Raw genomic sequence first — 26260 nt, 5'->3', positions numbered from 1 at the left:
TCCAGTCTGGTCAGCGACTCGCCAGTAACAGGACGCGTAAAGCGACAGGAATCGGGCGTGGGCTTTGGATACTTCTCATCATCCGGTCACCCGGTGAAGAGCTGGGTGGCCTTGTGTACGAGCTCATACAGCCCATATCCGAGCGGAAGCCCCACCCAGAGCCACGCGGCGACGATCAGTCCCCGGCGGCGCGGCGGATTATTTGGCGGCGTGCTGGTCGGTGCCGTCATGGGCTTCCTCCCTCGGGGCCGGAATGTGGTGGCGGGTATGGACGGGACGTACGAACTCGTTCGCCACGAAGCCGATGACCAGCAGACCGATCATGATCGTCAGGGAGAGGCCGTAGAGCCCCGCCCCGTGTTTGCCCGCCTCCTCCTGACGGTCGGCGACCCAGTTGACGATCAGCGGGCCGAGGACGCCCGCCGTGGACCAGGCGGTGAGCAGCCGGCCGTGGATCGCGCCGACCTGGTAGGTGCCGAACAGGTCCTTCAGGTAGGCGGGGATGGTCGCGAAGCCGCCTCCGTAGAAGGAGAGGATCACCAGGGCGCAGACGATGAAGAGCGGCTTCGACGCGTCCCCGAACAGGACGAGCAGCAGATACATCAGCGCCCCGACGCCCAGGTAGACGCGGTAGACGTTCTTGCGGCCGATGAGGTCGGACGTCGATGACCAGCCGATGCGTCCGGCCATGTTGGCGGCCGAGAGCAGGGCGACGAAGCCCGCCGCGGCCGATACGGAGACCGGCGTGGAGGTGTCGGAGAAGAAGTCGGTGATCATCGGCGCCGCCTTCTCCAGGATGCCGATGCCCGCGGTCACGTTCATGCAGAGCACGATCCACAGGCACCAGAACTGCGGCGTCCGTACGGCGGCGCGCGCCGACACCTGGGGCCCGTCGAGCACCCCGGGAGCACCGGGCGCCCGCGCCCCTTCCGTACGCGGCACCCGCACCAGGAGCACGCCGAGTCCCATGAAGGCGGCGTATGTCAGGCCGTGCACGAGGAAGGCGAGCGCGATGCCCTCGTTGTCCGCGCCGAAGGAGTCCAGCATCTGGGCGGACCAGGGCGAGGCGATGAGCGCGCCGCCGCCGAAGCCCATGATCGCGATGCCGGTCGCCATGCCGGGGCGGTCGGGGAACCACTTGATCAGGGTCGAGACGGGCGAGATGTAGCCGATGCCGAGGCCTATCCCGCCGACGAAGCCGTACCCGAAGACGATCAGCCAGTACTGGCTGATCGCCGCGCCGAGCGCCGCGATCAGGAAGCCGGACGAGAAGCAGACGAGGGCGACCGTCATCGCCCAGCGCGGTCCGTTGCGCTCCACGAGGGTGCCGCCGAAGGCCGCCGAGAGGCCGAGCATCACGATGCCGAGCTGGAAGGGGAGCGCGCTCTGGGTGCCGCTGAGGTGGAGTGCTGATTCCAGCGGGGGTTTGAAGACGCTCCAGGCGTAGGCCTGGCCGATGGAGAGGTGCACGGACAGGGCGGCGGGCGGTACGAGCCAGCGGCTCCATCCGGGAGGTGCGACGGGGGGCCTCATGATCCCGAACAGTAGGAAGACAAGGGGGGAGTTGGGAAGGGGCCGAGCCCGATTCCGTCGACGGTATGCAATGTGCCGCGCAACCCCTTGCTGGGCCAAGTTCCATACTGTAGACAATATTCCATCGACAGTTATGGCATGCGATGTCGATCCTGAGCCTTCTTCGGAACCCTCGACCGAACGGAGCGCGCCACCGTGAGAGTCGCAGTCCTTGGCGCCGGTGCGATCGGCGCCTATGTCGGAGCCGCGCTGCACCGCGCCGGCGCCGACGTCCATCTCGTCGCCCGTGGACCGCATCTGGCGGCCATGAGGCAGCACGGAGTACGTGTCCACAGCCCCCGCGGTGACTTCACCGCGCGGGCCCACGCCACCGACGACCCGGCCGACATCGGCCCCGTCGACTTCGTCTTCCTGGGCCTGAAGGCCAACTCGTACGCGGCGTGCGGGCCGCTGATCGAGCCGCTCCTGCACGAGCGGACGGCGGTGGTGGCCGCCCAGAACGGCATCCCCTGGTGGTACTTCCACCGGCACGGCGGCCCGCACGACGGCCACCGCGTCAGCAGTGTGGACCCCGAGGGCGCGGTCAGTGCGGTGATCGCGCCCGAACGGGCCATCGGCTGCGTGGTGTACGCGGCGACCGAGCTCGAAGGGCCGGGTGTCGTAAGGCACTTGGAAGGCACCCGGTTCTCCGTGGGGGAGCCCGACCGCTCGCGCTCCGAGCGCTGTCTCGCGTTCAGCGAGGCGATGCAGGCGGGCGGCCTGAAGTGCCCCGTCGAGCCCGAACTGCGCGGCGACATCTGGATCAAGCTGCTCGGCAACATCTCCTTCAACCCGATCAGCGCGCTCTCCCGCGCCACGATGCGCGAGATGTGCCTGCACGGCGGCACGCGCCGCGTCATCGAGATCATGATGAACGAGACGCTCGCCGTCGCGGCGGCACTCGGCTGCCGCCCCGACATCTCCGTCGAGCGGCGCCTCGCGGGCGCCGAACGCGTCGGCGACCACCGCACCTCCACACTCCAGGACCTGGAGCGCGGCAAACCGCTGGAACTCGACGTGCTGCTCGCGGCCGTCGTGGAACTCGCGGAGATCACCGGGGTTCCGGTGCCGACGCTCCGTACCGTCCACGCCATCTCGGATCTGCTGGCCGACCGCATGAGGAGCGCGGCATGAGGAACGCGGCATGAGCAAGAAACGGGACCGGGTGCCCAAGACGTACGCCCGGCTCACCCACCCCCTCGTGCGCGACTCGCGTGACGAGCCGTTGCGCCGGGCCACCTGGGAGGAGGCACTGTCCAGGACCGCGTCGGGACTTGAGGCGGCGCGCGGCGCGTTCGGGTTGTTCTCCTGCGCCCGCGCGACCAACGAAATGAACTACGTGGCGCAGAAGTTCGCCCGCGTGGTGATGGGCACGAACAACGTCGACTCCTGCAACCGCACCTGCCACGCGCCGAGCGTCGCGGGCCTGACGGCCGCCTTCGGATCGGGCGGCGGCACCTCTTCTTACGAAGAGGTCGAGCACACCGATCTGATCGTGATGTGGGGCTCCAACGCCCGCTTCGCGCACCCGATTTTCTTCCAGCACGTCCTGAAGGGGATCAGGAACGGCGCCCGTATGTACGCTGTCGACCCGCGCCGCACGAAGACCGCCGAGTGGGCGGAGAGCTGGCTCGGCCTGAACGTCGGCACGGACATCCCGATGGCGCACGCGATCGGCCGCGAGATCATCCACGCGGGCCTGGCCAACCGGGCGTTCATCGAGCGTGCCACGTCCGGCTTCGAGGAGTACGCGGCCCTGGTCGAGCCGTGGACGCTCTCCCTCGCCGAGAAGGTGACGGGCGTACCGGCCGCCGCCATCAAGGAGTTGGCGCACGTGTACGCGCGCGCCGAGCGGGCGCAGCTGTGCTGGACGCTCGGGATCACCGAGCACCACAACGGCACGGACAACGTCCGCGCGCTGATCAACCTCTCGCTCCTGACCGGGCACGTGGGCCGTTACGGCTCGGGCCTGCAACCCCTGCGCGGCCAGAACAACGTGCAGGGCGGCGGCGACATGGGCGCCATCCCCAACCGGCTGCCCGGCTTCCAGGACATCCTCGACCCGGAGAGCCGGCTGAAGTTCGAGACGGCCTGGGACACCGTCATCCAGCCCGGCTACGGGCTGAACCTGACGGAGATGTTCGAGGCGATGGAGGAGGGCGCGCTCAAGGCCGTCTACTGCATCGGCGAGAACCCCGCGCAGTCCGAGGCGGACAGCGAGCAGGCCGTGCGGCGGATGCGTGCCCTGGACTTCCTCGTCGTACAGGACATCTTCCTTACGAAGACAGCCGAGTTGGCCGATGTCGTACTGCCGGCGACCGCCGCCTGGGCGGAGACCGACGGTACGACGACCAACAGCGAGCGTCGCGTGCAGCGGGTACGCAAGGCCCTTCAACCGCCCGGTGAGGCGCGCGAGGACATCGACATCCTCTGCGATCTCGCCGAACGGCTCGGCCACGACTGGAAGTACGCGGACGCGCAGTCGGTCTGGGACGAGCTGCGGTCGGTGTCGCCGGACCACTGGGGCATGACGTACGACCGTCTTGAGTCGTTGCAGGGCATCCAGTGGCCCTGCCCATCGGAGGACCGGGTCGAACCGACGTATCTGCACGGCAGGTTGTGGGAGTCGGACCCCGCGCGGCGCGGCGTACTCGCGCCCTTCGGTCTCGTCGCGCACGACCCGCCGGTGGACCTCACGGACGACACGTACCCGATCCGGCTCACGACGGGCCGTCGCCTGGACTCCTACAACACCGGTGTGCAGAGCGGGAGTTTCGCCTCTCCGCTGCGGCGCGGCGAGTACGTGGAGCTGTGCCCGGAGGACGCCGAGCGGTACGGGGTCGTGGTGGGCGAGGAGGTCCGCGTCTCCTCGCGGCGCGGGACGGTGACGGCGCCCGTATGGGTGGACACCGGACTCCGCCCCGGTCTCGCCTTCATGACCATGCACTTTCCCGACGAGGTCGACACCAACCAGCTCACGATCGAGGCCAATTGCCCGATCGCGGGCACGGCGGAGTTCAAGGCGTCGGCGATACGAATCGACAAGCTGGCCGAGCCGGCCGAGCCGGCTGGAGCCAGTTCGCCAGTGAGCTGAGGTGAGGGTGACGTATGGATCTGCACTTTGGTGACAGCAAGCCGACGGACGAGGAGCGGGCGGCCGTCGACGCGCTCCTCGGCCCGCCCGAGACCGCGTGGGAGGGTGCCGAGGACCGCAGCGACGCGGATCTGCGCTGGGCGCGGGGAGGCCGTGCGGCGCGGGAGCGGCGGGATGAGCTGTTGCCGGGGTTGCACGCGCTCAACGACCGCGTGGGGTGGGTGAGCGAGGGGGGCCTCGACTACCTCTGCCGACGGCTGATGGTGCCGCCGGCGGAGGGGTACGGGGTGGCCACGTTCTACTCGATGTTCTCGGTGCGGCCGCGTCCCGCGACGGTGGTGCGGGTGTGTACGGACCTGGCGTGCGGGGGCGGCGCCGAGCTGTGCGGCGAGGTCGCGGCGCGGCTCGGTCCCGGGTCCGGGGTGGCGGTCGAGCAGAGCCCCTGCCTCGGCCTGTGCGAGAGGGCGCCTGCGGCGTTGGTGGTGCGGGCGGGGCTTTCAGCCCGTCCGGCGTTTGAGGACGAACTCGGCGGAGCCGGTGATCGACGGCAACCCCAGGCGGCGGAGCCGAAGGATCCGGGTAGGGGCGGGAGCGGGGAGAAAACCTACGTCACCGCAACCCTCGCCCCCGCCGCACCCGACACCCTCGCCCAAGCCGCCCTCACCCCGGAGATCGCCCCCGCAGAATCCCCCGCGGCCCTGGCCGTCCCCCAGGCAGGGCAGGAAAACCTCCTGCTCCTGGGCAGGATCGGCACAGTAGACCCCTCCTCCCTGGACGACTACCGCGCCCACGGCGGCTACACCGCCCTCCGCACCGCCTTCGCCATCGGCCCCACCGCCGTCATCCGGGAGGTGACCGACTCCGGCCTCGTCGGGCGAGGCGGCGCCGCCTTCCCCACGGGAAGGAAGTGGCAGGCCACCGCGGCCCAGCCCGACCACCCGCACTACCTCGTCTGCAACGCCGACGAATCCGAACCCGGAACCTTCAAGGACCGGGTGATCATGGAGGGCGACCCGTACTCCCTGATCGAGTCGATGACCATCGCGGGGTACGCGACCGGCGCCCACAAGGGCTATCTGTATCTGCGCGGCGAGTACCCGCGCGCGCTGCGAAGGCTTGAGCACGCCATCACGCAGGCACGCGCGCGTGGCCTGCTCGGTCAGGACATCCTCGGGCAGGGATACGCCTTCGACATCGAGATCCGGCGCGGCGCCGGCGCCTACATCTGCGGCGAGGAGACCGCCCTCTTCAACTCCATCGAGGGGTACCGCGGGGAGCCGCGCGCCAAGCCGCCCTTCCCCGTGGAGAAGGGGCTCTTCGGCAAGCCCACCGCCGAGAACAACGTCGAGACCCTGGTCAACGTCCTGCCGATCCTGACCATGGGCGCGGAGGCCTACGCCGCCATCGGCACGGAGAAGTCCACCGGGCCCAAGCTCTTCTGCGTCTCCGGAAGCGTCGAACGCCCCGGCGTCTACGAGCTCCCCTTCGGCGCCACCCTCGGCGAGCTCCTCACCATCGCCGGGATGCCGGACAACCTCCGCGCGGTCCTCCTGGGCGGCGCGGCCGGAGGCTTCGTACGGCCCGACGAGCTCGACATCCCGCTCACCTTCGAGGGGACAAGGGACACGGGCACCACGCTCGGCTCGGGTGTCGTACTCGCCCTGGACGACACCGTGCCGCTCCCCCGCGTCCTGCTGCGCATCGCCGAGTTCTTCCGTGACGAATCCTGCGGCCAGTGCGTGCCCTGCCGGGTCGGCACCGTCCGCCAGGAGGAGGCCCTGCACCGCATCGTCGAACGGACGGGGGCGGATGCCGCCGCCGACATCGGCCTTCTGCGCGAGGTGGGCAGAACCATGCGGGACGCCTCCATCTGCGGGCTCGGCCAGACGGCGTGGAACGCCGTGGAATCCGCCATCGACCGCCTGGGGGCGTACAAGTGACCGCCGTACCGCTGGGAATCCCGCGCCGCCTCGTCGAGTTCACGCTTGACGGGCAGGACGCCAGAGTGCCCGAGGGGGCCACCATCCTCGAAGCCTGCCGGGCGGCGGGCAAGGACGTCCCGACCCTCTGCGAGGGCGACACCCTCACCCCGAAGAACGCCTGCCGGGTCTGTGTCGTCGAGGTCGAGGGCGCCCTCACCCTCGCCCCGGCCTGCTCCCGCAAGGCGGAGCCGGGCATGACCGTTCTCACCGACACCGAACGCACCCGGCACAGCCGCAAGGTCGTGCTCGAACTGCTCGCCTCCTCGGTGGACTTGTCGACAACTCCGAAGGTCGCGGGGTGGCTCAAGGAGTACGAGGCCAAGCCCGAGCGCTTCGGCCCGGACGCCGCCCGGGTCAACGAGGAGCCCAGGGTCGACAACGACCTCTACGTACGCGACTACGACAAGTGCATCCTCTGCTACAAGTGCGTCGACGCCTGCGGCGACCAGTGGCAGAACACCTTCGCCATCTCCGTGGTCGGCCGAGGCTTCGACGCCCGGATCGCCGTCGAGCACGACGGACCGCTGACCGATTCCGCGTGCGTGTATTGCGGGAACTGCATCGAGGTCTGCCCGACCGGCGCCCTCAGCTTCAAGTCCGAGTTCGACATGCGGGCCGCCGGGACCTGGGACGAGGAGAAGCAGACCGAGACGACCACGGTGTGCGCGTACTGCGGAGTCGGCTGCAATCTGACCCTGCACGTGCAGGACAATGACATCGTGAAGGTCACCTCACCGCACGACAATCCGGTGACCCACGGCAACCTCTGCATCAAGGGCCGATTCGGCTACCAGCACGTACAGAACCGGGACTGATCGACATGGGACGAGTCACCGAGCGCCGCCGCGTCCTCCGCATCAGGGACGGTGCCGTCAGCGAGCGGCCCGACACCCTCGTGGCCGAGGAGCCGCTGGAGATCCGGCTGAACGGCAAGCCCCTCGCCATCACCATGCGCACGCCGGGCGACGACTTCGCGCTCGCGGCGGGTTTCCTCGTGAGTGAGGGGGTGCTCGGCTCGGCGGACGAGCTCCAGTCCATCGTCTACTGCGCCGGGGCAACGGCGGACGGCTCGAACACGTACAACGTGGTCGACGTGAAGACCGCTCCGGGGCTCGTCCTGCCCGACATCACCCTCGAACGCAACGTGTACACCACCTCGTCCTGCGGCCTGTGCGGCAAGGCGAGCCTGGACGCGGTCCGTACGACGGCGCGCTGGGCCGTCGACGACACGGACGGCGGCACCGCTCCCCCGGTCCGGCTCGGGACCGAGCTGCTCGCGTGCCTCCCCGACCGGCTGCGCGCGGCACAGCGGGTCTTCGACCGGACCGGGGGGCTGCACGCGGCGGCGCTCTTCTCCGAGGACGGCGAACTCCTCGACATACGGGAGGACGTGGGCCGGCACAACGCCGTCGACAAGCTCGTCGGGCGCGCCCTCCAGGAGAGCCGCCTTCCGCTGTCGCGGGCGGTCCTTCTCGTGTCGGGGCGTGCCTCCTTCGAGCTCGCGCAGAAGGCGGTGATGGCGGGCATTCCGGTGCTCGCCGCCGTCTCCGCGCCCTCCTCCCTCGCCGTCGATCTCGCCGCCGAGACCGGTCTGACCCTGGTCGGCTTCCTGCGCGGAGCCTCCATGAACGTGTACGCGGGCGAGCACCGGATCGCCGTGCGGGCCTCGGCCTCCCAGGGCTGACCGGCGGCTCCCCGCTGCACGGCGGCGGGACCCCGGCCGGCGGGGAGCGCCCCCTGCGCCGGCGGGGTCCCTGCCGCGCCTTACGCCTCGGTGCCCGAGATCCGGGTGAGCAGGGCCAGGAACCGCTCGCGCTCGGCGGCCGAGAGGGGCGCGAGGAGTTCGTCGTTGGCCCGCCGTGCCACCTCGGCGCACCGGCGAAGGGTCCGCTCGCCGTCCCGCGTGATCGTGACCGCGTTCTTGCGGCGGTCGGCGGGGTCGGGGGCGCGCAGGACAAGACCCGCGTCCTGGAGGTCGTTGATGACGCCGACCAGGTCCTTGGGATCGAGCGAGATGCTGCGGCCGAGCGCGGCCTGCGCGACAGGCCCCTGATCGGCTACGGCCGACAGCACCACGTGGTGCCACATCTTCATGTCCTCGCCCGCGAGGGCTTCGGCGACGAGACCACGGCCTCGGGCCGCCGCACGGCCGAGGAGCCAGCTGGGCAGGGTGCGGATGCCGCCCGGGGCGGGCGGAGTGCTGGGCATGGGGCGAGTCTAGCCGAGAATCATTGGACTTCCCCATGACATTACGCGTACCGTTGGGACTCCCAACGACCCCCTCCGGCCTGATGGAGCTGCGTATGCGTCGCGTTCGGTACGAACACAGCGGTGGCCCCGAAGTTCTCTTCACCGAGGACGCGCCCGTCCCCGTTCCCGGCCCCGGCGAGCTCCTCGTCCACGTCGCGGCAGCCGGGGTCACCCTGCCCGTCGTACGCAAGGTCCGCGAGCCGCGTGAGCCGATCGCGCTCGGCGGCGAGATCGCCGGGGAGGTGGTGTCCACCGGCGAGGGCGTGAGCGGGTACGCGCCGGGCGACCGCGTCACGGGGCTCTGCTTCGGCCACGGGTACGCCGACTACGCGGTGCTCCACGCCGCGATGGCCTCGCCCGTGCCGGACGGAGCGAGCGCCGCCGACGCGGTCGCCCTGGTCCGCAGCGGACTCGTCGCGTACGGCGCGCTCGACGCCGCGCGGCCCGCCGCTGGTGAGGCCGCGCTGGTCACGGCCGCCGCCAGTGGGGTCGGCCATCTCGCCCTGCAACTGGCCCGGCTGCGGGGCGCCGCGCGGGTCGTGGGAGCGGCGTCGGACAACGGCGGCGGCTCCGGAAAGGCGGACTTCCTGCGCTCGCTCGGCGCCGACGAGGTCATCACGTACGACGAAGAGACCTGGGGCGAGCCCGTCGACTACGTCCTCGACGCCGTCGGCGGCGACCTCCTCACGCCCGCCGTGCGGGCGCTCGCTCCTCATGGGCGGCTCGTCGCGTACAGCTCGGGCGGCGGCACCGTCCAGGCGTACGACCTGCTCGTGGGCGCCAAGTCGGCCATCGGCTTCCAGATGGCGCTCATCGCACGCGGGCGGCCCGCGGTGTACGAGGCGTGGCGGCGCGAGCTGTGGCGTCTCTTCGCGGCCAAAGAGCTGCGGCCGGCCGTGCACGCGCGGTTCGCGCTTGAGGACGCGGCGAAGGCGCACGAGGTGATCGAGGCACGGAGCAACCTCGGGAAAGTCGTCCTGATTCCCTGACGAGAAGAGGGCGGGCCCACGGGGTCCGGCCCGCTGACCGGGTGACGGGCATTCGTACCACGCACGCTTCTTGTGGCGTGTCGAGCGACCCAAGTAGCGTCTGTGACGCGAACGTTGGACGTGGGATGTCAGGATGTCCAGTCACCGTGAAGGGTGGGTCGCACCATGCCATCAGCTCTCCGTGCACGTCTCAGATCCCTCCGCACCGCCGCTGCCGCACTGACCGCCGTCGCCTTCGGGGCGGCGCTGCTCCCCGGACCCGCCGCCCAGGCGGCACCGGACCCAGGTGCGGCGAGCTTCGAACAGCAGGTGCTGTTCAAGGCCTCGCAGGACCCCGGATACGCCTGCTACCGCATCCCCGCGGTGGTCAAGACCGTGAAGGGCACGCTCCTCGCCTTCGCCGAGGGCCGGGTGAACGACTGCAGTGACGCGGGCGACATAGACATCGTCGTCAAGCGGTCGCACGACGGAGGCCGCACCTGGAGCCCCCTCCAGGTCGTCGACGAGGGCGCGGGCGACACCCACGGGAACCCCGCCCCCATCGTGGACCGCAGGACCGGCCGCATCATCCTGGCGGAGACATGGAACACGGGCCGCACGGACGGGCAGAACTGCGCCATACCCTGCGACCGCACCCCGCACCTCCAGTACAGCGACGACGACGGCCGCAGTTGGTCGGCGCCGCGTGACCTGAGCGACCAGATCCTGCCCGACGACTGGAACTCCTGGTACGCGACCGGCCCCGTGCACGGCCTCCAGCTGACCCACGGGCGGCACGCGGGCAGGCTCGTCTTCACCGTCAACACCGAGACGTGGAACGGGAGTCGCATCACCGCCAACCACGCCGCCCTGGCCGTCAGCGACGACGGCGGCAAGAACTGGCGGGTCGGCGCCAAGGACTCGTACCCGATAGCCGCTGACGGCACGTTCCGGCAGAAGCCGTCGGAGATGACCATCACGGAGCGGCCCGACGGGGCGCTCTACGTCAGCGGGCGCGAGCAGGACGGCACCGACCTCGGGCACCGCACGCACACCGTCAGCCGTGACGGTGGCGATTCCTTCGTCGCGCCTTTCAAGGCCATTCCTGACCTCTACACGCCCCAAGTGCAGGGCTCCACACTGCAGTTCGGCAAGCGAATGCTGCTCGCTTGTCCCGGTGACCCCGACCGCCGCCGCACGATGCAGATCCGCTCCTCCTACGACGGTGGCCGCACCTGGGACAGCGTGGACCGCGGGACGACGGTGACCACGGACTGGTCCGGCTACTCCGACATGGTGCGGGCCGACAGCGCGACCGTGGGTCTGATGTACGAGGGCGGGGCAGTCGACGCCCGTGACGAGATCCGCTTCGCGCGCTTCACCGAGGACTGGCTGCGACCGCGCCGCGGCCCCGACCCGACGACCGCGGACCGCGCCCCGCACGCGAAGCCCGCGGCCGTGCTCGGCGGGGCGTCAACGACCGAGGGCCGGTTCGGCGACGCGCTCACCTTCGACGGCACGGATGACGCCGTACGCCTGCCGTTCCGCAGCCAACTCCCGCTCGGCACGAAGGACTTCACCGCATCACTGTGGTTCCGCTACTCGGCGACCACCGGTGAGCAGCCGCTGCTGTGGATGGGCGGCATAGGCACCAACCAGCCGCAGGTGTGGCTGCGCGGTGAGCCCGCGAGCAACCGCCTCACGGGGCTGATCACCACGCGCGAGGGCGCGGCTCCCCCGAAGTCCGCTTCCGTGCGCACCACGGGCGCGTACAACGACGGCCAGTGGCACCACATCGCGCTGCGCAGAGGCGGAGGGCAGCTCACGCTCTCCGTCGACGGGACGCGGATCACCACCGCCGACGTACCGGGCACGGTCACCCGCAACTCGGGATACGGCTTCCACGTCGGACAACGGGTCGACAGCCGCGCCCACTTCACCGGTTCCATCGATGAAGTACGCGTCTATGACCGGGCGTTGAGCGACGCGGAAATCGACGCGCTGGGTCAGGATGGCGGGGCGAAGGCCCCTGTGACGCGGGACACCGTCGCGTGGCTCCCCATGGACCACATCAGCGGAAGCAACTAACGTCCCGCACGTGTCCGCCGACCAAGGTCAGCGCGGAGGCCGGGGTGCGCGCAGGACCTGGATCGTCCTGCTGCTCGCCCTGGCCTGCGCGGCCGTGCTGCTCACCGCCCTCCCGGACGACCGGGAGGGCGGCGACGCATGCGAGGCGCGCACCGTCTCGTCCTGGGCCGCCGACGAGAAGGTCACCGGGGCGTTCGCCCGCTACGGCGACGACACGGCGCGGGCCGACGACTGGACCGGCGGTGACGGCACGCATTCGGTGCGCCTGCCGGACGGGCGCCTGCTCTGGCTGTTCTCCGACACCTTCCTCGGCCAGGTCCACGCGCCGCCCAACCCCGCCGGTCAGCCGCACACCTGGCGGGACACGACCGCGCCCATGGTGCGCAACTCGGCCGTGGTGATGTCCCGTTCGGGCACCCTGCAACAAACCCTGCCCGCCCCGATCTTCCCCGACCCGGCGCCGCAGCAGTGGCGCTGGCCGGTCGCCGCGAAGGTCGAGCCGCGCTCCCCCGGCTCGTCCGACGACGTCGTACGCGTCCTGCTGTGGACCCGCGCCACCGGCACGGGCCCCTGGATCTACGGCGTCCCGACCGCCACCGAGGTCGCCACGCTCTCGCTGCCCGATCTGCGCGTCGAGGGCATCGTCAAGGTCTCCGACCAGAGTGCCGTGCCCGACCCGGACAAGCGCGTCCTGTACGGCACGACGACGGTCGACGACGGCGACTGGACGTACGTCTTCGGCGGCAACGACGGCAAGGCGGTCGCGCGCCCCGCATCGCACGCCTATGTGGCGCGCGTCCCGAAGGGCAGGCTCGCGGAGCCCGGCGCGTGGCGGTACTGGGACGGCGACGACTGGACCGGGTCGGGGAAGCCCCGGTCCGTCCTCGGGGACGGTGAACGCAAGGGCGTGGGCAGCGCGTTCACGGTGGTGCGCGTGAAGGGGACGTACGTCCTGTTCACCATGGCCGCGGGCGCCGAAGGCCTGACCAAGGTGACCTCCTACTGGGCGTGCTCACCCACCGGCCCCTGGCACGGCCCCGCCAAGGGCTTCGCGCCACCCCTGCCGAAGGACGGCGCGGCCAGGCAGGACACCGCCGCGTACAACCCGCAGGCCCATCCGGCGCTCAGCGGCAACGGGCGGCTGCTGCTCAGCTACGACGTCAACTGGCTGGACGCGGCGCCCGCGAGCGCGCAGGCCAACGTCAGCCGGAACGTGTCCCTGTACCGGCCGCGGTTCGTGTCCGTCCGGCTGGCGACGGCTCGCTGACGAAGTCCTCGGCGTCCTCGGCGGCCTCGACATCCCGCGAGCGCCGCTTGGCGATCACCGCGCAGACCATCAGCTGCATCTGGTGGAAGAGCATCAGCGGCAGCACGGCGAGCGAGGCGTGCGCCCCGAACAGGACGCTCGCCATGGGCAGTCCGGCGGCGAGCGACTTCTTCGACCCGGCGAACTGGATGGCGATCCTGTCACCACGGGCGAAGCCCATCCGCTTGGCGCCGTACCAGGTGAGGGTGAGCATCGCGGCGAGTAGCACCGCCTCGACGCCGAGCAGCGCGACGAGCCGCAGCGGTGTCACCTGGTGCCAGATGCCCTGCACCATGCCCTCGCTGAACGCGGTGTAGACGACGAGCAGGATCGAGCCGCGGTCGACGAAGCCGAGCACCTTCTTGTTCCGTGCGATGAAGCCCCCGATCCAGCGGCGCAGGAACTGCCCCGCGAGGAACGGCACGAGCAGCTGCAGCACGATCTTCAGGAGCGAGTCCGCGGAGAACCCGCCGCCGCTGTTGCCGAGCAGGGCCGCGGCGAGCAGCGGCGTGAGGACGATGCCGGCGAGCGAGGAGAAGGAGCCCGCGCAGATCGCGGCGGGTACGTTGCCGCGCGCCATGGAGGTGAAGGCGATCGACGACTGGATCGTGGACGGCACGAGCGTCAGGAAGAGGAACCCGCTGTAGAGGGCGGGCGTCAGGACGTACGGGACGAGACCCTTGGCCGCGAGTCCGAGCAGCGGGAAGGCGACGAACGTACAGGCGAGGACCGTGACATGGAGCCGCCAGTGCTTGAGGCCGTCCAGCGCCTCGCGGGTGGAGAGCCGCGCCCCGTAGAGGAAGAAGAGGAGCCCGACGGCGGCCGTGGAGGCCCCGCCCGCGATATCGGCGCCGGTGCCGCGCGCGGGGAGCAGCGCCGCGATCCCCACCGTTCCGAGCAACGCCAGGATGTAGGGGTCGATCGGCATCCAGCTCGGCCAGCTCGGGCGTTTCACGTTGCTCCATCGGTTCGGTTCATGTCGTGCCCTCTCGATGATCCTCCTGATCACCGCGATCGGGAATCCCGTATACCGCTCTCACTGTCATCACGCATCACGATAAGCTCAGGGCGTGTACGACCCCGCGCAGCTCCGTACGTTCCTTGCCGTGGCCCAGACCTTGAGCTTTACGCAGGCGGCCCGCCGCCTCGGCCTGCGCCAGTCCACGGTGAGCCAGCACGTGCGCCGTCTTGAGGACGCCACGGGACGCCAGCTCTTCGCGCGCGACACGCACTCCGTGGAGCTGACCGAGGACGGCGAGGCGATGCTCGGCTTCGCCCGGCGGATCCTGGAGGTGCACGAGCAGGCGTCGGCGTTCTTCACCGGGACGCGGCTCGGCGGGCGGCTGCGGTTCGGGGCGTCGGAGGACTTCGTCCTGACCCGGCTCACCGACATCCTTGAGGCGTTCCGGCACGACCACCCCGACGTCGACCTGGAGCTGACGGTCGAGCTGTCCGGCACGCTGCATGAGCGGCTCGACGCGGGGAAACTCGATCTGGTCCTGGCCAAGCGGCGCCCGCAGGACCCGCGCGGCGAACTGGTCCGGCACGACAAGCTCGTCTGGATCGGCGCCGAGCGGCTGCGCCTCGACCCCGAGCGTCCGGTGCCGCTCATCGTGTTCCCGCCGCCCGGCATCAGCCGCGCCCTGGCCCTGGAGGCCCTGGAGCGGCGCGGGCGGGCCTGGCGGATCGCCTGTACGAGCGGCAGCCTGAACGGCCTGGTCGCCGCGGCCCGCGCGGGGCTCGGCGTGATGGCTCACTCGCAGGGCCTGATCCCGCCTGGCCTGGTCCGCGTCCCGGAGCGGGCGGGACTTCCGGAGCTGGGCGCGGTCGAGTTCGTACTGCTGCACGGCGAGCGGCGGGCGTCCGCGCAGGGGGCAGCGGACGCGCTCGCGGCGGCGATCCTGGCGGGCGGCGACCGGCTGCACCGGGGCGTCAGCGGGGGTAGGGCCGGTAGGTGAGCTGCTTGATCCGGCGGATGAACGGCGCCGTCTCGACGTGCTGGACGCCGTCGAGCAGCCCGAGTTTCCCGCTGAGGTAGGTGTAAAGCGCCGGGATGTCGCGGGTCACGGCTGTCGCCATGATGTTGGAGGGGCCCGCCACGGCGGTGGCGTGGGCGATCTCCGCGTGGGACGCGAGGGTCTTGCCGACGCTCTCCAGGGCCCAGGGAGCGGTGGTGATCCAGAGCATCGCCCCGGTGCGCAGACCGATGAGGTCATCGGCGTACTCGATGTCGATGTAGATCACGCCGGACGACAGGAGCGCGGCGAGGCGGCGTTTGACGGCGGACTCGGAACGGCCGGTGGCCTGCTGGAGTTCCGGGTAGGTCGCGCGACCGTCCCGTTCGAGCGCGGCGACGAGCGGCTCGTCCTCCGGGTCGATCGACAGGGGCCCTTCGGCGCGGACGGCGGACGCGGGCGGGCGCAGGGCCGCGAGCTGCTCCGCGCTCAGCGGCCCGTGGCTCATGATCCAGCCGTCCGGGCCGCCGAAGAAGCGGTGCAGCATCTGCTGGGCGCGGATGTCGACGATATGCGGGGTGCGCGGGAGCTTGCCGAGCAGCAGCTCGTCCTGGTCGCTCTGGGTGCGGGGCCGGGTGCAGCAGACGACTTCGGTGCCGCCGGAGGTGAGGCCGATCCACGAGGTGTCGGGGCGGCGCGCCAGGGCGGCGGCGATCGCCTCGGCGCCTTCGGGGGCGCAGCGCAGCCGCAGCATCCACTGGTCCTGGCCGAGCCGCTCGTGGTCCCGCACCGCGACGACCCGCAGGCCCCTGTCGGCGACCAGCCTGCGATAGCGGCGGGCGACGGTCTGGTCGGAGACACCGAGGACGGCGGCGATCTTGCTGAAGGGCGCGCGCCCGTCGGCCTCCAGGGCCTGGAGGAGCTTGACGTCGAGCAGATCCTGCATCACCGAGTCGGGGAATTCCATGGGTTCACTGGCCATCGGTGTCGGATTCCTTCGTTCTTCCATGGGTGATGACAAGGATCGTCCGTGCGGCGTCCATCGTACGAGGCACGCACACGCGTCGTACAAGTCGCACGAGGAGAGTTGAAGAGATGCGTACATGGGGGCCGCTGACGGCGGTATGCCTGGGGACGTTCATGCTGCTGCTGGACGTGACGATCGTGGTCGTGGCGCTGCCCGACATGGCGCGGGCGCTCGACGCCTCGCTGAGCGATCTGCAATGGGTGATCGACGGCTACGCGCTGGCGCTTGCCGCGCTGCTGCTCGGGGTCGGGGCCGCGGCGGACGTGCTCGGCCGCCGGCGGCTCAACGTCGTGGGCACCGGACTCTTCGCGCTCGCCTCGCTCGGCTGTGGGCTCGCGACGAACGCGGATGTCCTGGTGGCCGCCCGCGCCTTGCAGGGGCTTGGCGCCGCCGCGATGTTCGCGACGACGCTGCCGCTGCTCGGCGCCGCCTACCAGGGGCGGGACCGGTCGGTCGCGCTCGGCATCTGGGGTGCGGTCAGCGGGGCGGCGGCTGCACTCGGGCCGATCGTCGGGGGGCTGCTCACCGAGGGGCCCGGCTGGCGGTGGATCTTCTTCGTGAACCTGCCGGTGAGTGTCGCGGCGATGTGGATGACGCTGCGGGTGGTGCCGGAGTCCAAGGGCCAGGCGGGGCGGCGGGTCGACTGGGCGGGGACGGCGACGTTCGCGCTCTTCGCGGGGGCGCTGACGTACGGCGTGGTGCGGGCCGGTTCGGAGGGCTGGATGTCGGCGCCGACCGTGGTGACCCTGGCCGTGTCGGTGCTCGCGCTCGTCGGCTTCGTGGCCGTCGAACGCCGCGTCGCGCATCCGCTGCTCGACCTGAGGCTCCTGCGGATGCCCGCCTTCACGGGCGTACTGATCGGCGCGATCGGCTACAACGCTGCCGCGTTCGGTCTGATGCCCTACCTCTCGATCTGGCTGCAGACCGTGCTCGGCATGAGCCCGGTGACCGGCAGCCTCGTCATGCTGCCGCTGGCCGCGACGTCCTTCGTCGTGGCCGCGATCGGCGGGCGGCTGCTGCACGGGGTGCCCGCGCGGCTGACGATCGGCGTGGGTCTGCTCCTGATCGGCGCCGGCGGGATCGCCCTCGCGGTCCTTGACGCCGGGTCGTCCTGGGGCTCCCTCGTCCCCGGCCTCACCCTCGCGGGCATCGGCACGGGCCTGGTGTCACCGGGCCTCGCGGGCGCGGCCCTCGCCTCGGTGCCGCCGGCGAACGCGGGGATGGCGGGCGGGGCGGTCAACACCTTCCGTCAGCTCGGATACGCGCTCGGAGTCGCCGTCTTCGGCACGGTGCTGACCTCACGTATGCAGGACACGCTCGGCCATGACGCGGCTCACACCGTCGCGGGCGGCGGCGCGTCGGCGATGCGTGGCACGCTTTCCGAGCACACGATGCGGGCGGCTTTCGCCTCCGGCCTGAACTCCGCCGCGGTCGTCGCGGGCGTGGTCGGTCTGGTGGCCGGAGTGGCGGTCCTCGCCATGGTGCGGTCCGCGCGCAAGGCACCGACGACACCGGAGGCTTCGGTTCCGGCACCCGCCGGGCGGGCCTCCGAAAGGCAGCCACAGCCGTAACCGCCGCGTACAGATTCGGTGGAGATTACGCCACCGAAACTTACTCAACCGTAAGTAATCTGTCCCACCCCTCCCCTTGTGGCCGGATTTCAGCGGCTGACCAGCGTGGATGGTACATACCGAGGGGTCGGTCACCCTCTCCCGCCGGGCATCGCGGTGGGGTACCGTCACCGGCGCTGTGCGGAGCGCCACAAGGAGCATCATTGCGCGAGTTCACGAACCCTCCGTTGGCGTCGGCGCCGCCGGTGGGCGGCCTTGCCGACGTCGTGTTCGACCATGCCCTTGAGGATCCGCTCCGCATCGCGCTCGGCCGCAAGTCCGAGGGAGTGTGGCAGGACGTCACGTCGGCCGAGTTCCGCGACCAGGTGATGTCGCTCGCCAAGGGGCTGCTCGCGCAAGGGGTGCGTTTCGGCGACCGCGTGGCCATCATGTGCCGCACCCGCTACGAGTGGACACTGTTCGACTACGCGCTCTGGACGGTCGGCGCCCAGGTGGTGCCCGTCTACCCCACCTCGTCGGCCGAGCAGGTCTTCTGGATGCTGCACGACGCGCAGGTGTCGGCCGCCATGGTCGAGCACGAGGACCACGCGATGACGATCGGCTCGGTGATCGACCGGCTGCCGCAGCTGCGCAGGCTGTGGCAGCTGGACGCCGACGCCGTGGGCGAACTGAACAACTCGGGCCTGGACATCGACGACGAGGTGGTCAACCGCCACCGCCGCGCGGTCACCCCCGACTCGATCGCCACGATCATCTACACCTCGGGCACCACGGGCCGCCCCAAGGGCTGTCTGATCTCCCACGCGAACTTCATGTTCGAGGCGGAGACGGTCATCGAACGCTGGGAGCCGGTCTTCCACTCCCGGCGCGGCGACGAGGCGACCACGCTGCTCTTCCTGCCGCTTGCCCACGTGTTCGGGCGGATGGTGCAGATCGCGGCGATCAGGGGCCGGGTCAAACTGGGCCACCAGCCGAGCCTGAACGCGGCGGCGCTCATCCCGGACCTGGCGGCGTTCCGCCCGTCCTTCATCCTGGCCGTGCCGTACATCTTCGAGAAGGTGTTCAACGCGGCGCGGCGCAAGGCGGAGAAGGACGGCAAGACGGGTCCTTTCGACAAGGCCGTGGAGTGCGCGGTGCGGTACGCGGACGCGATGGAGGCCAAGGCCTTCGGCACCGGTCCCGGCCCTTCGGCGGGCCTGCGCATGCAGCACCAGCTCTTCGAGAAGCTCGTCTACGCCAAGGTGCGCGACGCCATGGGCGGCCGGGTACGGCACGCGATGTCCGGCGGCTCCGGGATGGACCGGCGGCTCGGTCTGTTCTTCGCGGGCGCGGGCGTCGAGATCTACGAGGGGTACGGCCTGACGGAGTCGACGGCCGCCGCGACCGCCAATCCGCCCGAGCGCACCCGCTACGGCACGGTGGGCCAGGCGATCCCCGGCACCACCGTGCACATCGCGGACGACGGCGAGATCTGGCTGAACGGCGGCAACGTCTTCCAGGGCTACCTCAACGACCCCAAGGCCACCGACGCGACCCTGCACGACGGCTGGCTCGCCACCGGTGACCTGGGCGCGCTCGACGAGGACGGCTACCTCACGATCACCGGGCGCAAGAAGGAGATCCTGGTGACCTCCGGCGGCAAGAGCGTCTCGCCGGGCCAGCTGGAGGAGCGGGTGCGCGACCATCCGCTGGTCGCGCAGTGCATCGTCGTGGGCAACGACCGCCCGTACATCGCGGCGCTCGTCACGCTGGACGGGGAGGCCGTCGAGCACTGGCTGAACATGCGCCGCAAGCCTCCGATGTCGCCCACGGACCTGGTGCGCGACCCGGATCTGGAGACCGAGGTGCGGCGGGCCGTGGTGGCAGCCAACACCCTTGTCTCGCAAGCCGAGTCGATCCGTACGTTCCGGATACTGGCTCATCAGTTCTCCGAGGAGCATGGGTTGCTCACGCCCTCGCTGAAGCTGAAGCGCAAGGCCATCGAGAACGCCTACTCGGCTGAGGTCGAGGCGCTCTACCGGTCTTGACCCTGCGGCTCGTTGAGATCTGATGGGGCGTCAATTATTGCTGCGGCGGTTCTTGACGGTTCATCAGGTCGCGCACAGAATCAGCCCCACTTCGTCGGAGGGGGCTCGCCCGTGTCGCGAACTATCCGGACCATCACCGCCGCCGTGGCCGCAACTCTGCTCGCCACCGCCTGCAACTCCGCCTCCACCAGCAGTGGTTCGGGCGGCGACGGCAAGGACGGCGGATCCGTACGGGGTGTGACCGCCGACTCCGTCAAAGTCGGCGGCATCGTCTCCATGACGACCGCGAGCGGATACAGCAAGAAGGACACCGACCTCGGCGCCCGGGCCCGCTTCGACCGCGCGAACGCCGAAGGCGGCGTACACGGAAGGAAGATCGACTACCTGGGAGCGGAGGACGACGGCCAGGACCCCGGGAAGAATCTGGCGGCGGCGCGCAAACTCGTCCAGCAGGACAAGGTGTTCGCGATCGCGCCGATGAGCTCGGTCACCTTCTCCGGGGCCGACTTCCTCCAGAAGCAGAAGGTGCCGACGTTCGGCTGGGGCACCATCCCCCCGTTCTGCGGCCCCAGTTACATGTACGGATTCGGCGGCTGCATGGTGCCGATGCCCGGCGGCACCATCACGCAGAGCTGGCCCGAGGGCCTGAAGAAGGTGACCGACGGCTCCAAGGGCAAGTCGGTGGCGATCCTGGCCAACGACAACGACGCGGGCACCTTCGCCATCCGCACCTACAAGCAGAGCTTCGCCGCCGCCGGTTACAAGGTGACGTACGCCAAGTCGACCGTGCCCGCGACCTCCGTGCCGAGCGACTGGTCGGCGTACACGAAGGAGATTCTCCGCTCGGATGGCGGCAAGGCGCCGGATGTCGTCGTCTCCGTCATGCAGACCCCGTACAACATCGGCCTGTTCACGGCCGTCAAGCGTTCCGGCTTCAAGGGCGTGATCACCGACCCCACGGACTACGACCCGGGCCTGCTGGCCAAGAGCGCCACCAAGGAGGCGCTCGACGGCGTGCACATCCTGCTGGCCTTCCAGCCGTTCGAGCAGAACACCGCGGACATGAAGCGGTTCAAGGCGGACATCAGGAAGACGGCGGGCAAGGACGTCCCGCTCAACATGCACATGATGACCGGTTATATGTCGGCTGACCTCTTCCTCTCGATTGCCGAGAAGGCGGGCAAGGACCTGACCGTCTCCTCCTTCCAGCGGGCGGCGAACGGCTTCTCCGACAAGGACACGATGGTCGGCGACCGCAGTTTGCCCAAGGGGCAGAAGGAGTCGTTCGGCTGCGGGGCCATGGTGCAGCTGAAGGGCGGGAAGTACGCGGTCTCGGCGCCCTTCAAGTGCTACGAACCCATCCCCTTCAAGTAGAGGGGCGCGTCGCCCATGTCCGACCTGCTGGGATTCGTGCTGAGCGGTCTCGTCTCCGGCGCCCTCTACGCGCTGCTCGCGACGGGCCTCGTCCTGTCCTACTCCGCATCCGGCCTCTTCAACTTCGCGCACGGCGCGACCGCTTACCTCTGCGCGCTCGCCTTCTACGAACTCCACTCCGGCTTCGGCTGGCCGGCCGTGCCGACCGCGCTCCTTCTCGTCTGTGTCGTGGCGCCCGCGCTCGGCTGGGGACTCGACCGGCTGATGTTCCGCAAGCTGGCGCGGGTGGGCGAGACCGCGCAGATCGTGGCGACGATCGGGCTGCTCGTCGCGCTGCCCGCGCTCGGACTGTGGGTGGTGGAGCTCCTTGAGGACGCGGGCGCGTCCGTCAAACCGGCCGAGAACCAGTTCGGTCTACCCGGCGTCGGGCCGAGCCCCGCCAGGTCCTGGCAGCTGATGGACGGCGTGGGCATCGACTCCGACCAACTGATCACGTGGGTAGCGACGGCCGCGGTCGCGCTCGGCCTGTGGGCCTTGATGCGGCACACACCGCTGGGGCTCCGGCTGCGCGCGGCGGTCGACAACCGCTCGCTGGTGGAGCTGCGGGGCATGAGCGCGGACCGGCTCTCGTCGGTGGCGTGGATGCTGTCGTCGGGCCTCGCGGGCCTGGCGGGCGTCCTTGCCACGCCCTTGCTGGGGCTCTCGTCGCACGACTTCACCCTCTTCCTGTTCGTGTCGGCGACGGCGGCGGTGCTCGGGCGCTTCATGTCGATTCCGCTGGCGTTCGCGGGCGGGCTCGGGCTCGGGGTGCTGCAGAATCTGGTCGCCGGGTACGCCGATTTCGCGGAGAAGATCACCGGGTTCCGCACGGCGGTGCCCTTCCTGATCCTCTTCGCCGGGCTGCTCCTGCTCACGCGGCGGCAGCGGACGGCGGGCACGGCGGCGGTGGACGCGCCGCCGATCGACTATCTGGCGGGGCGGTCCTGGATCAGGCGCTGGGGGCCATGGGCGGTCGGCGGTGCGCTGCTCGCCCTGTCGTTCTACACGGTCACCACGCCCTTCTGGAGCGGCATCCTCGCGCAGGGCCTCGCGATCTCGCTGGTCTTCATCTCCTTCACCGTGGTGACGGGGCTCGGCGCGATGGTGTCCCTGGCGCAGGCGACGTTCGTGACGGGCGCGGCGCTGGTCGCGGGGCTCCTGATGAGCCATGGATGGCCGTTCATCGCCGCCGCGCTGGTGGGGACCTGCGCGGCGGCGGCGCTCGGGGCGCTGGTCGCGCTCCCCGCGCTGCGGCTCGGCGGGCGGTCACTGGCGCTCGCCACGCTCGCGCTGGCCTTCCTCGCCGATCAAGTCCTTTTCCAGATGGGCTGGTTGAGGAACGGTGACACCGGGTGGGAGATTCCGCGGGCGGTCTTCGGCCCCGTCGACCTGGGCGACGACCGCGCGATGGGCGTGGCGATGGTCCTCCTTGTGACGGTGGCCGTGGCCGCGCTGAGCGCGCTGCGGGGGTCGGCGACGGGGCGGGCGATGCTGGCGGTGCGGTCCGCTCCGGCGGCGGCGATGGCGTCGGGCGTCTCGGTGGTGCGGACGAAGCTGCTCGTCTTCACGCTGTCCGCGGGGCTCGCGGGGTTCGGCGGCGTGATGTACGCGTCCTTCAACACCCGCGTCACCGCCACCGACTTCACCGCCATGACCGGCCTGATCTGGCTCGCTGTCGCGGTCGCCGCCGGGGTACGCAGGCCGCAGTTCGCGGTGGTGGCGGGGCTCGTCTTCGCGATCGTGCCGCATCTGGTCGCCGACTACGTGACGGAGTCGGTGCAGCTGCCGGTGATCCTGTTCGGCCTTGCGGGGCTGGCGCTGGCCAATGATCCGGATGGGTATTGCGCGGCGGTTTCTGTGCGGATGCATCGGAGGCGGGCGGGATCTTCAGCCCGTCCGGCGTTTGAGGACGAGGCCGAAGGCCGATATGGGGGTCTGGGGGCGGAGCCCCCAGCTTCGGGAAGGGGCGGGATCGGGGAAGAGACCCCGCCCTCCCTGGCCCTGCGTGACGTCCACGCGGGCTACGACGGTGCCCCCGTCCTCCACGGAGTGACCCTCACCGTCCACCCCGGCGAAATCGTCGCCCTCCTGGGCCCCAACGGAGCAGGCAAGTCCACGACCTGCAAGCTCGCCGCGGGACTCCTCGCGCCCACCGGGGGCAGGGTGTACGTGGCCGGGGCGGACGCCACACGCAGCGGCGCCGTCACGCGGTCAAGGGCGGGGGTCGCCCTCTCCCCCGAGGGCCGCGGCATCTTCCCCGGCCTCACCATCGAGGAGAACCTCACGCTGCACCTCCCCGACAAGGCCGAGCGCGAAGCCGTCTACGACCGGTTCAGCGGCCTCGCCGCCCGGCGAAGGATCACCGCGGGTTCCCTCTCCGGAGGAGAACAGCAGATGCTCGCCCTCGCGCCCCTCCTCCAGCGCCCGCCGAAGGTACTGATCGCCGACGAGCCGTCCCTCGGCCTCGCCCCCCGCGTGGTCGACGAGGTCTTCCGGCTCCTCGCCGAACTCCGGGACGCGGGAACGGGGTTGCTGCTGGTGGAGGAGAAGGCGGCGGAGGTCCTCGGCGTCGCGGACACCGTCGCCTACCTCGCACAAGGCCGCGTCTCCTGGTGCGGTCCACGCTCAGAGGTACGGGCGGACCAGCTGACCGAGGCCTATCTGGGTATCGCCGCGCGGGGCCACGCGGGGCACGCCGGTCACGCCGGTCACGCCGAAGGGGTGGGACAGCCATGAGCGAGCGCGCGCACGACCGGATACTGCAGGCCCACGGCATCGGCGTACGCTTCGGCGGCATCCACGCCCTGACCCAGGTGGACCTGGATCTGCGCCCCGGCGAGGTCTGCGGGCTCATCGGCCCCAACGGGGCGGGAAAGACCACCCTGTTCGACGTCGTGTCCGGAATCCGCCGCCCCGACCAGGGGCGCGTCCTGCTCGACGGCGTCGACGTCACACGCCGCTCCCCCGTCTGGCGCGCCCGCCACGGCATGCGCCGCACCTTCCAGCGCCAGCAGCTCTTCGGACAGCTCACCGTCGCCGACAATCTGCTCGTCGCGCAGGAGTGGCGCGGCGGTGGCGGCGGCCTCGCGGCGGATCTCCTTGCCGCTCCCACCCGTCGTACGCACGAGAGGGAGCGACGGAAGCGCGCGTCAACTGTCCTGCGCGAGTGCGGACTTGCGGACCTCTCCGACGATTACGCGGGCGCCCTGCCAGTCGGCCAGGCCCGCATGGTGGAGCTCGCGCGTGCGCTGGCGGACCCACCCAGGGTGCTGCTCCTGGACGAGCCCGCCTCCGGGATGGCGGCCGATGAGCGAGGCCGACTGTCGGCCGTCATACGGCACCTCGCGGACGAGGAAGGCTGCGCGGTACTTCTCGTGGAGCACAACGTCGCCTTCGTGATGGAGCTCTGCGCCCGCGTCGTCGTCCTCGACCTGGGCCACGTCCTGGCCGAGGGCACGGCGGCCGAGGTACGCGCGGACCCGAAGGTGCGCGACGCGTACCTCGGGACAAGCGCCGCTTAGGCGTCCAGCCGTCCAGCCGTCCGGCCGTCTACGGCCGGAAGTACTCCGACATCAGGCGGCTGACCCATTCGGGCTGCTTGATGTCCACCGCACGGAACTCCGCCATCGTCGGCTTCACATCGATGACCGGGGTGCCCGATACCGCGTCGAGGCCCACCACCGTCAGTTCGCGGCCGTGGACGGATTCGACGGCGCAGCACGTCACACCGATGCGGTTCGGCCTGCGGGGGCCGCGGCCGGCGAAGACACCGACGGGCGGGAGGTCGGAGCGGCCTCGGTAGGGGCGGGGCTCGCGGTGGTCGTCGTGTTCGGGGAACTGGTCGAAGACGAAGAGCACCTCCACGTGGGAGAAGCCCTCCAGACCCTGCAGACACGCCTCGCCGAAGCGCTCGTCGACGGTGATCGTGCTGCGGACGGCTCCCCAGTTGTCCGTGTGCTGGACGTCCGTTCGGTCGTTGCGGACTGTACCTATCGGTGTGATCTCGAAGCTAGGCATGACAAGGTTCTATCTCTTCGGTCAGCCCTTCGGTCAGCCTCTTCGGCCGACGTTGCGACCGGATGAAAATGGCCGGTCATGGAATGCGGCACCGCATGTGATCGTTGACCATGGGAGTACCACCCGACGACTTAAGGATCGAGAGCTCGTGAGCAAGGTCCCCCCGATCATCCTGAACAATGGCGTCGAGATGCCGCAGCTCGGCTTCGGCGTCTGGCAGGTACCGGACGACGAGGCCGCGTCGGCTGTCACGACGGCGCTGGAGGCCGGGTACCGCAGCATCGACACCGCTGCCATCTACGGCAACGAAGAGGGCACCGGCAAGGCGATCGCAGCCTCCGGCATCGCGCGCGAGGAGCTCTTCGTCACGACGAAGCTCTGGAATTCCGACCAGGGCTATGACTCGACGCTCCGCGCCTTCGACACGTCCCTGGAGAAGCTCGGACTCGACCATGTGGACCTGTATCTGATCCACTGGCCCCTGCCGTCCAAGAACCTCGCCGCGGACACGTACAAGGCCTTCGAGAAGATCCAGGCCGACGGCCGGGCGAGGTCCATCGGCGTCTCGAACTTCCTGCCCGAGCATCTGGAGAAGTTGCTGGCCGAGACGTCGGTCATCCCCGCGGTCAACCAGATCGAACTCCACCCGCACCTCCAGCAGCGCGCCTCCCGCGAGTTCCACGCGGAACAGGGCATCGCCACGGAGGCCTGGTCCCCGCTCGGCCAGGGCAAGGGCCTTCTTGAGGTCCCGGCCATCGTCGCGATCGCCCAGAAGCACGGCCGCACTCCGGCCCAGATCGTCCTGCGCTGGCACATCCAGCTGGGCAACGTGGTGATCCCCAAGTCCGTGACACCGTCGCGGATCAAGGAGAACATCGACGTCTTCAGCTTCGAGCTGGACCCCGAGGACATGGCGGCGATCAGCGCCCTCAACGAGGACCGGCGGCTGGGGCCGGATCCGGCCGCGTTCGACGTGGCCTGAGGGCATCC

At 70.4% G+C, this 26260-nt stretch carries 20 protein-coding genes; 15 read left to right on the top strand and 5 right to left on the bottom strand.

Annotated features, from left to right (window positions below; translation table 11 throughout):
• Nucleotides 1–198: 198 nt before the first annotated feature.
• Nucleotides 199–1533: an OFA family MFS transporter gene (locus ACGFX9_RS13395; protein ID WP_393469620.1), complete on the bottom strand. Its 1335-nt coding sequence runs from the start codon at nucleotides 1531–1533 to the stop codon at nucleotides 199–201.
• 195 nt (nucleotides 1534–1728) lie between these two features.
• Between ACGFX9_RS13395 and ACGFX9_RS13390 the strand changes: the two genes are divergently transcribed.
• The 5 genes from ACGFX9_RS13390 to fdhD are packed head-to-tail and all read left to right on the top strand — an operon-like array spanning nucleotide 1729 to nucleotide 8332.
• Nucleotides 1729–2706, top strand: coding sequence for a 2-dehydropantoate 2-reductase (locus tag ACGFX9_RS13390; protein ID WP_393469617.1), 978 nt, complete (start codon nucleotides 1729–1731; stop codon nucleotides 2704–2706).
• Nucleotides 2707–2716: 10 nt separating this feature from the next.
• Complete coding sequence (locus tag ACGFX9_RS13385) at nucleotides 2717–4666, top strand: molybdopterin oxidoreductase family protein (RefSeq protein ID WP_393469614.1); 1950 nt, start codon at nucleotides 2717–2719, stop codon at nucleotides 4664–4666.
• Between the two features lie 14 nt (nucleotides 4667–4680).
• Nucleotides 4681–6606 (top strand): NADH-ubiquinone oxidoreductase-F iron-sulfur binding region domain-containing protein, encoded by a 1926-nt coding sequence (locus tag ACGFX9_RS13380; RefSeq protein WP_393469611.1) that lies wholly within the window; start codon nucleotides 4681–4683, stop codon nucleotides 6604–6606.
• Complete coding sequence (locus ACGFX9_RS13375) at nucleotides 6603–7463, top strand: 2Fe-2S iron-sulfur cluster-binding protein (protein WP_393469608.1); 861 nt, start codon at nucleotides 6603–6605, stop codon at nucleotides 7461–7463. The genes ACGFX9_RS13380 and ACGFX9_RS13375 overlap by 4 nt, the downstream gene beginning before the upstream one ends.
• Before the next feature lie 5 nt (nucleotides 7464–7468).
• A complete protein-coding gene (gene fdhD / locus ACGFX9_RS13370) occupies nucleotides 7469–8332 on the top strand; it encodes a formate dehydrogenase accessory sulfurtransferase FdhD (protein ID WP_393469605.1) in 864 nt (287 codons plus the stop codon).
• 80 nt (nucleotides 8333–8412) lie between these two features.
• Here fdhD and ACGFX9_RS13365 read toward each other — a convergent pair whose 3' ends face one another.
• Nucleotides 8413–8856, bottom strand: coding sequence for a MarR family winged helix-turn-helix transcriptional regulator (locus ACGFX9_RS13365; protein ID WP_393469601.1), 444 nt, complete (start codon nucleotides 8854–8856; stop codon nucleotides 8413–8415).
• A 95-nt stretch (nucleotides 8857–8951) separates the two neighbouring features.
• Here ACGFX9_RS13365 and ACGFX9_RS13360 point away from each other — a divergent pair, with 95 nt between their 5' ends.
• The 3 genes from ACGFX9_RS13360 to ACGFX9_RS13350 all read left to right on the top strand — a co-directional run bounded on the left by ACGFX9_RS13360 (nucleotide 8952) and on the right by ACGFX9_RS13350 (nucleotide 13221).
• Nucleotides 8952–9887 carry a zinc-binding alcohol dehydrogenase family protein gene (locus ACGFX9_RS13360; RefSeq protein ID WP_393469598.1) on the top strand — a complete coding sequence of 312 codons (936 nt, stop codon included), beginning with the start codon at nucleotides 8952–8954 and terminating at the stop codon, nucleotides 9885–9887.
• A gap of 165 nt (nucleotides 9888–10052) precedes the next feature.
• Nucleotides 10053–11954 (top strand): exo-alpha-sialidase, encoded by a 1902-nt coding sequence (locus ACGFX9_RS13355; protein ID WP_393469595.1) that lies wholly within the window; start codon nucleotides 10053–10055, stop codon nucleotides 11952–11954.
• 10 nt (nucleotides 11955–11964) lie between these two features.
• Nucleotides 11965–13221: a hypothetical protein gene (locus tag ACGFX9_RS13350; protein ID WP_393469592.1), complete on the top strand. Its 1257-nt coding sequence runs from the start codon at nucleotides 11965–11967 to the stop codon at nucleotides 13219–13221.
• Here the strand turns inward: ACGFX9_RS13350 and ACGFX9_RS13345 are convergent.
• Nucleotides 13157–14188, bottom strand: coding sequence for a bile acid:sodium symporter family protein (locus ACGFX9_RS13345; RefSeq protein ID WP_393470481.1), 1032 nt, complete (start codon nucleotides 14186–14188; stop codon nucleotides 13157–13159). The two genes, ACGFX9_RS13350 and ACGFX9_RS13345, sit on opposite strands and share 65 nt — an antisense overlap.
• Nucleotides 14189–14330: 142 nt before the next feature.
• On the opposite strand from ACGFX9_RS13345, the gene ACGFX9_RS13340 reads away from it, so the two are divergent.
• A complete protein-coding gene (locus tag ACGFX9_RS13340; protein WP_393469589.1) occupies nucleotides 14331–15218 on the top strand; it encodes a LysR substrate-binding domain-containing protein in 888 nt (295 codons plus the stop codon).
• On the opposite strand, the gene ACGFX9_RS13335 is transcribed toward ACGFX9_RS13340, so the two are convergent.
• Nucleotides 15193–16197, bottom strand: a complete 1005-nt coding sequence (locus ACGFX9_RS13335) for an Lrp/AsnC family transcriptional regulator (RefSeq protein ID WP_393469586.1) — start codon at nucleotides 16195–16197, stop codon at nucleotides 15193–15195. The two genes, ACGFX9_RS13340 and ACGFX9_RS13335, sit on opposite strands and share 26 nt — an antisense overlap.
• 113 nt (nucleotides 16198–16310) lie before the next feature.
• Here ACGFX9_RS13335 and ACGFX9_RS13330 point away from each other — a divergent pair, with 113 nt between their 5' ends.
• The 5 genes from ACGFX9_RS13330 (at nucleotide 16311) to ACGFX9_RS13310 (ending at nucleotide 24774) form a co-directional block, all read left to right on the top strand.
• Entirely contained in the window at nucleotides 16311–17813 is a 1503-nt protein-coding gene (locus tag ACGFX9_RS13330; protein WP_393469583.1) for an MFS transporter, read from the top strand.
• A gap of 203 nt (nucleotides 17814–18016) precedes the next feature.
• A complete protein-coding gene (locus ACGFX9_RS13325; protein ID WP_393469580.1) occupies nucleotides 18017–19840 on the top strand; it encodes an AMP-dependent synthetase/ligase in 1824 nt (607 codons plus the stop codon).
• Between the two features lie 111 nt (nucleotides 19841–19951).
• Nucleotides 19952–21214, top strand: coding sequence for an ABC transporter substrate-binding protein (locus ACGFX9_RS13320; protein WP_393469577.1), 1263 nt, complete (start codon nucleotides 19952–19954; stop codon nucleotides 21212–21214).
• Nucleotides 21215–21229: 15 nt separating this feature from the next.
• Nucleotides 21230–23989 carry an ATP-binding cassette domain-containing protein gene (locus ACGFX9_RS13315; protein WP_393469574.1) on the top strand — a complete coding sequence of 920 codons (2760 nt, stop codon included), beginning with the start codon at nucleotides 21230–21232 and terminating at the stop codon, nucleotides 23987–23989.
• Nucleotides 23986–24774 carry an ABC transporter ATP-binding protein gene (locus ACGFX9_RS13310; RefSeq protein ID WP_393469571.1) on the top strand — a complete coding sequence of 263 codons (789 nt, stop codon included), beginning with the start codon at nucleotides 23986–23988 and terminating at the stop codon, nucleotides 24772–24774. Before ACGFX9_RS13315 ends, ACGFX9_RS13310 begins: the two co-directional genes overlap by 4 nt.
• A 28-nt stretch (nucleotides 24775–24802) precedes the next feature.
• On the opposite strand, the gene ACGFX9_RS13305 is transcribed toward ACGFX9_RS13310, so the two are convergent.
• The gene (locus ACGFX9_RS13305; RefSeq protein WP_393469569.1) at nucleotides 24803–25270 is read right to left on the bottom strand and encodes an SAM-dependent methyltransferase; all 468 of its coding nucleotides are present in this window, start codon (nucleotides 25268–25270) and stop codon (nucleotides 24803–24805) included.
• Nucleotides 25271–25460: 190 nt separating this feature from the next.
• On the opposite strand from ACGFX9_RS13305, the gene ACGFX9_RS13300 reads away from it, so the two are divergent.
• Entirely contained in the window at nucleotides 25461–26252 is a 792-nt protein-coding gene (locus ACGFX9_RS13300) for an aldo/keto reductase (RefSeq protein ID WP_393470478.1), read from the top strand.
• Nucleotides 26253–26260: the final 8 nt, after the last annotated feature.

Source organism: Streptomyces sp. NPDC048436, from assembly GCF_043200355.1.
Taxonomy (GTDB): Bacteria; Actinomycetota; Actinomycetes; order Streptomycetales; family Streptomycetaceae; genus Streptomyces.
This window is presented reverse-complemented; position numbering and strand designations above follow the sequence as displayed.

Excerpts from the sequence above, each read along its gene's own strand:
- ACGFX9_RS13395 (WP_393469620.1), bottom strand. The coding sequence starts at position 1,533 with ATGAGGCCCCCCGTCGCACCTCCCGGATGGAGCCGCTGGCTCGTACCG.
- ACGFX9_RS13385 (WP_393469614.1), top strand. The coding sequence starts at position 2,717 with ATGAGCAAGAAACGGGACCGGGTGCCCAAGACGTACGCCCGGCTCACC.
- ACGFX9_RS13380 (WP_393469611.1), top strand. The coding sequence starts at position 4,681 with ATGGATCTGCACTTTGGTGACAGCAAGCCGACGGACGAGGAGCGGGCG.
- fdhD (WP_393469605.1), top strand. The coding sequence starts at position 7,469 with ATGGGACGAGTCACCGAGCGCCGCCGCGTCCTCCGCATCAGGGACGGT.
- ACGFX9_RS13365 (WP_393469601.1), bottom strand. The coding sequence starts at position 8,856 with ATGCCCAGCACTCCGCCCGCCCCGGGCGGCATCCGCACCCTGCCCAGC.
- ACGFX9_RS13360 (WP_393469598.1), top strand. The coding sequence starts at position 8,952 with ATGCGTCGCGTTCGGTACGAACACAGCGGTGGCCCCGAAGTTCTCTTC.
- ACGFX9_RS13355 (WP_393469595.1), top strand. The coding sequence starts at position 10,053 with ATGCCATCAGCTCTCCGTGCACGTCTCAGATCCCTCCGCACCGCCGCT.
- ACGFX9_RS13345 (WP_393470481.1), bottom strand. The coding sequence starts at position 14,188 with ATGCCGATCGACCCCTACATCCTGGCGTTGCTCGGAACGGTGGGGATC.
- ACGFX9_RS13335 (WP_393469586.1), bottom strand. The coding sequence starts at position 16,197 with ATGGCCAGTGAACCCATGGAATTCCCCGACTCGGTGATGCAGGATCTG.
- ACGFX9_RS13330 (WP_393469583.1), top strand. The coding sequence starts at position 16,311 with ATGCGTACATGGGGGCCGCTGACGGCGGTATGCCTGGGGACGTTCATG.
- ACGFX9_RS13315 (WP_393469574.1), top strand. The coding sequence starts at position 21,230 with ATGTCCGACCTGCTGGGATTCGTGCTGAGCGGTCTCGTCTCCGGCGCC.
- ACGFX9_RS13310 (WP_393469571.1), top strand. The coding sequence starts at position 23,986 with ATGAGCGAGCGCGCGCACGACCGGATACTGCAGGCCCACGGCATCGGC.
- ACGFX9_RS13305 (WP_393469569.1), bottom strand. The coding sequence starts at position 25,270 with ATGCCTAGCTTCGAGATCACACCGATAGGTACAGTCCGCAACGACCGA.
- ACGFX9_RS13300 (WP_393470478.1), top strand. The coding sequence starts at position 25,461 with ATGCCGCAGCTCGGCTTCGGCGTCTGGCAGGTACCGGACGACGAGGCC.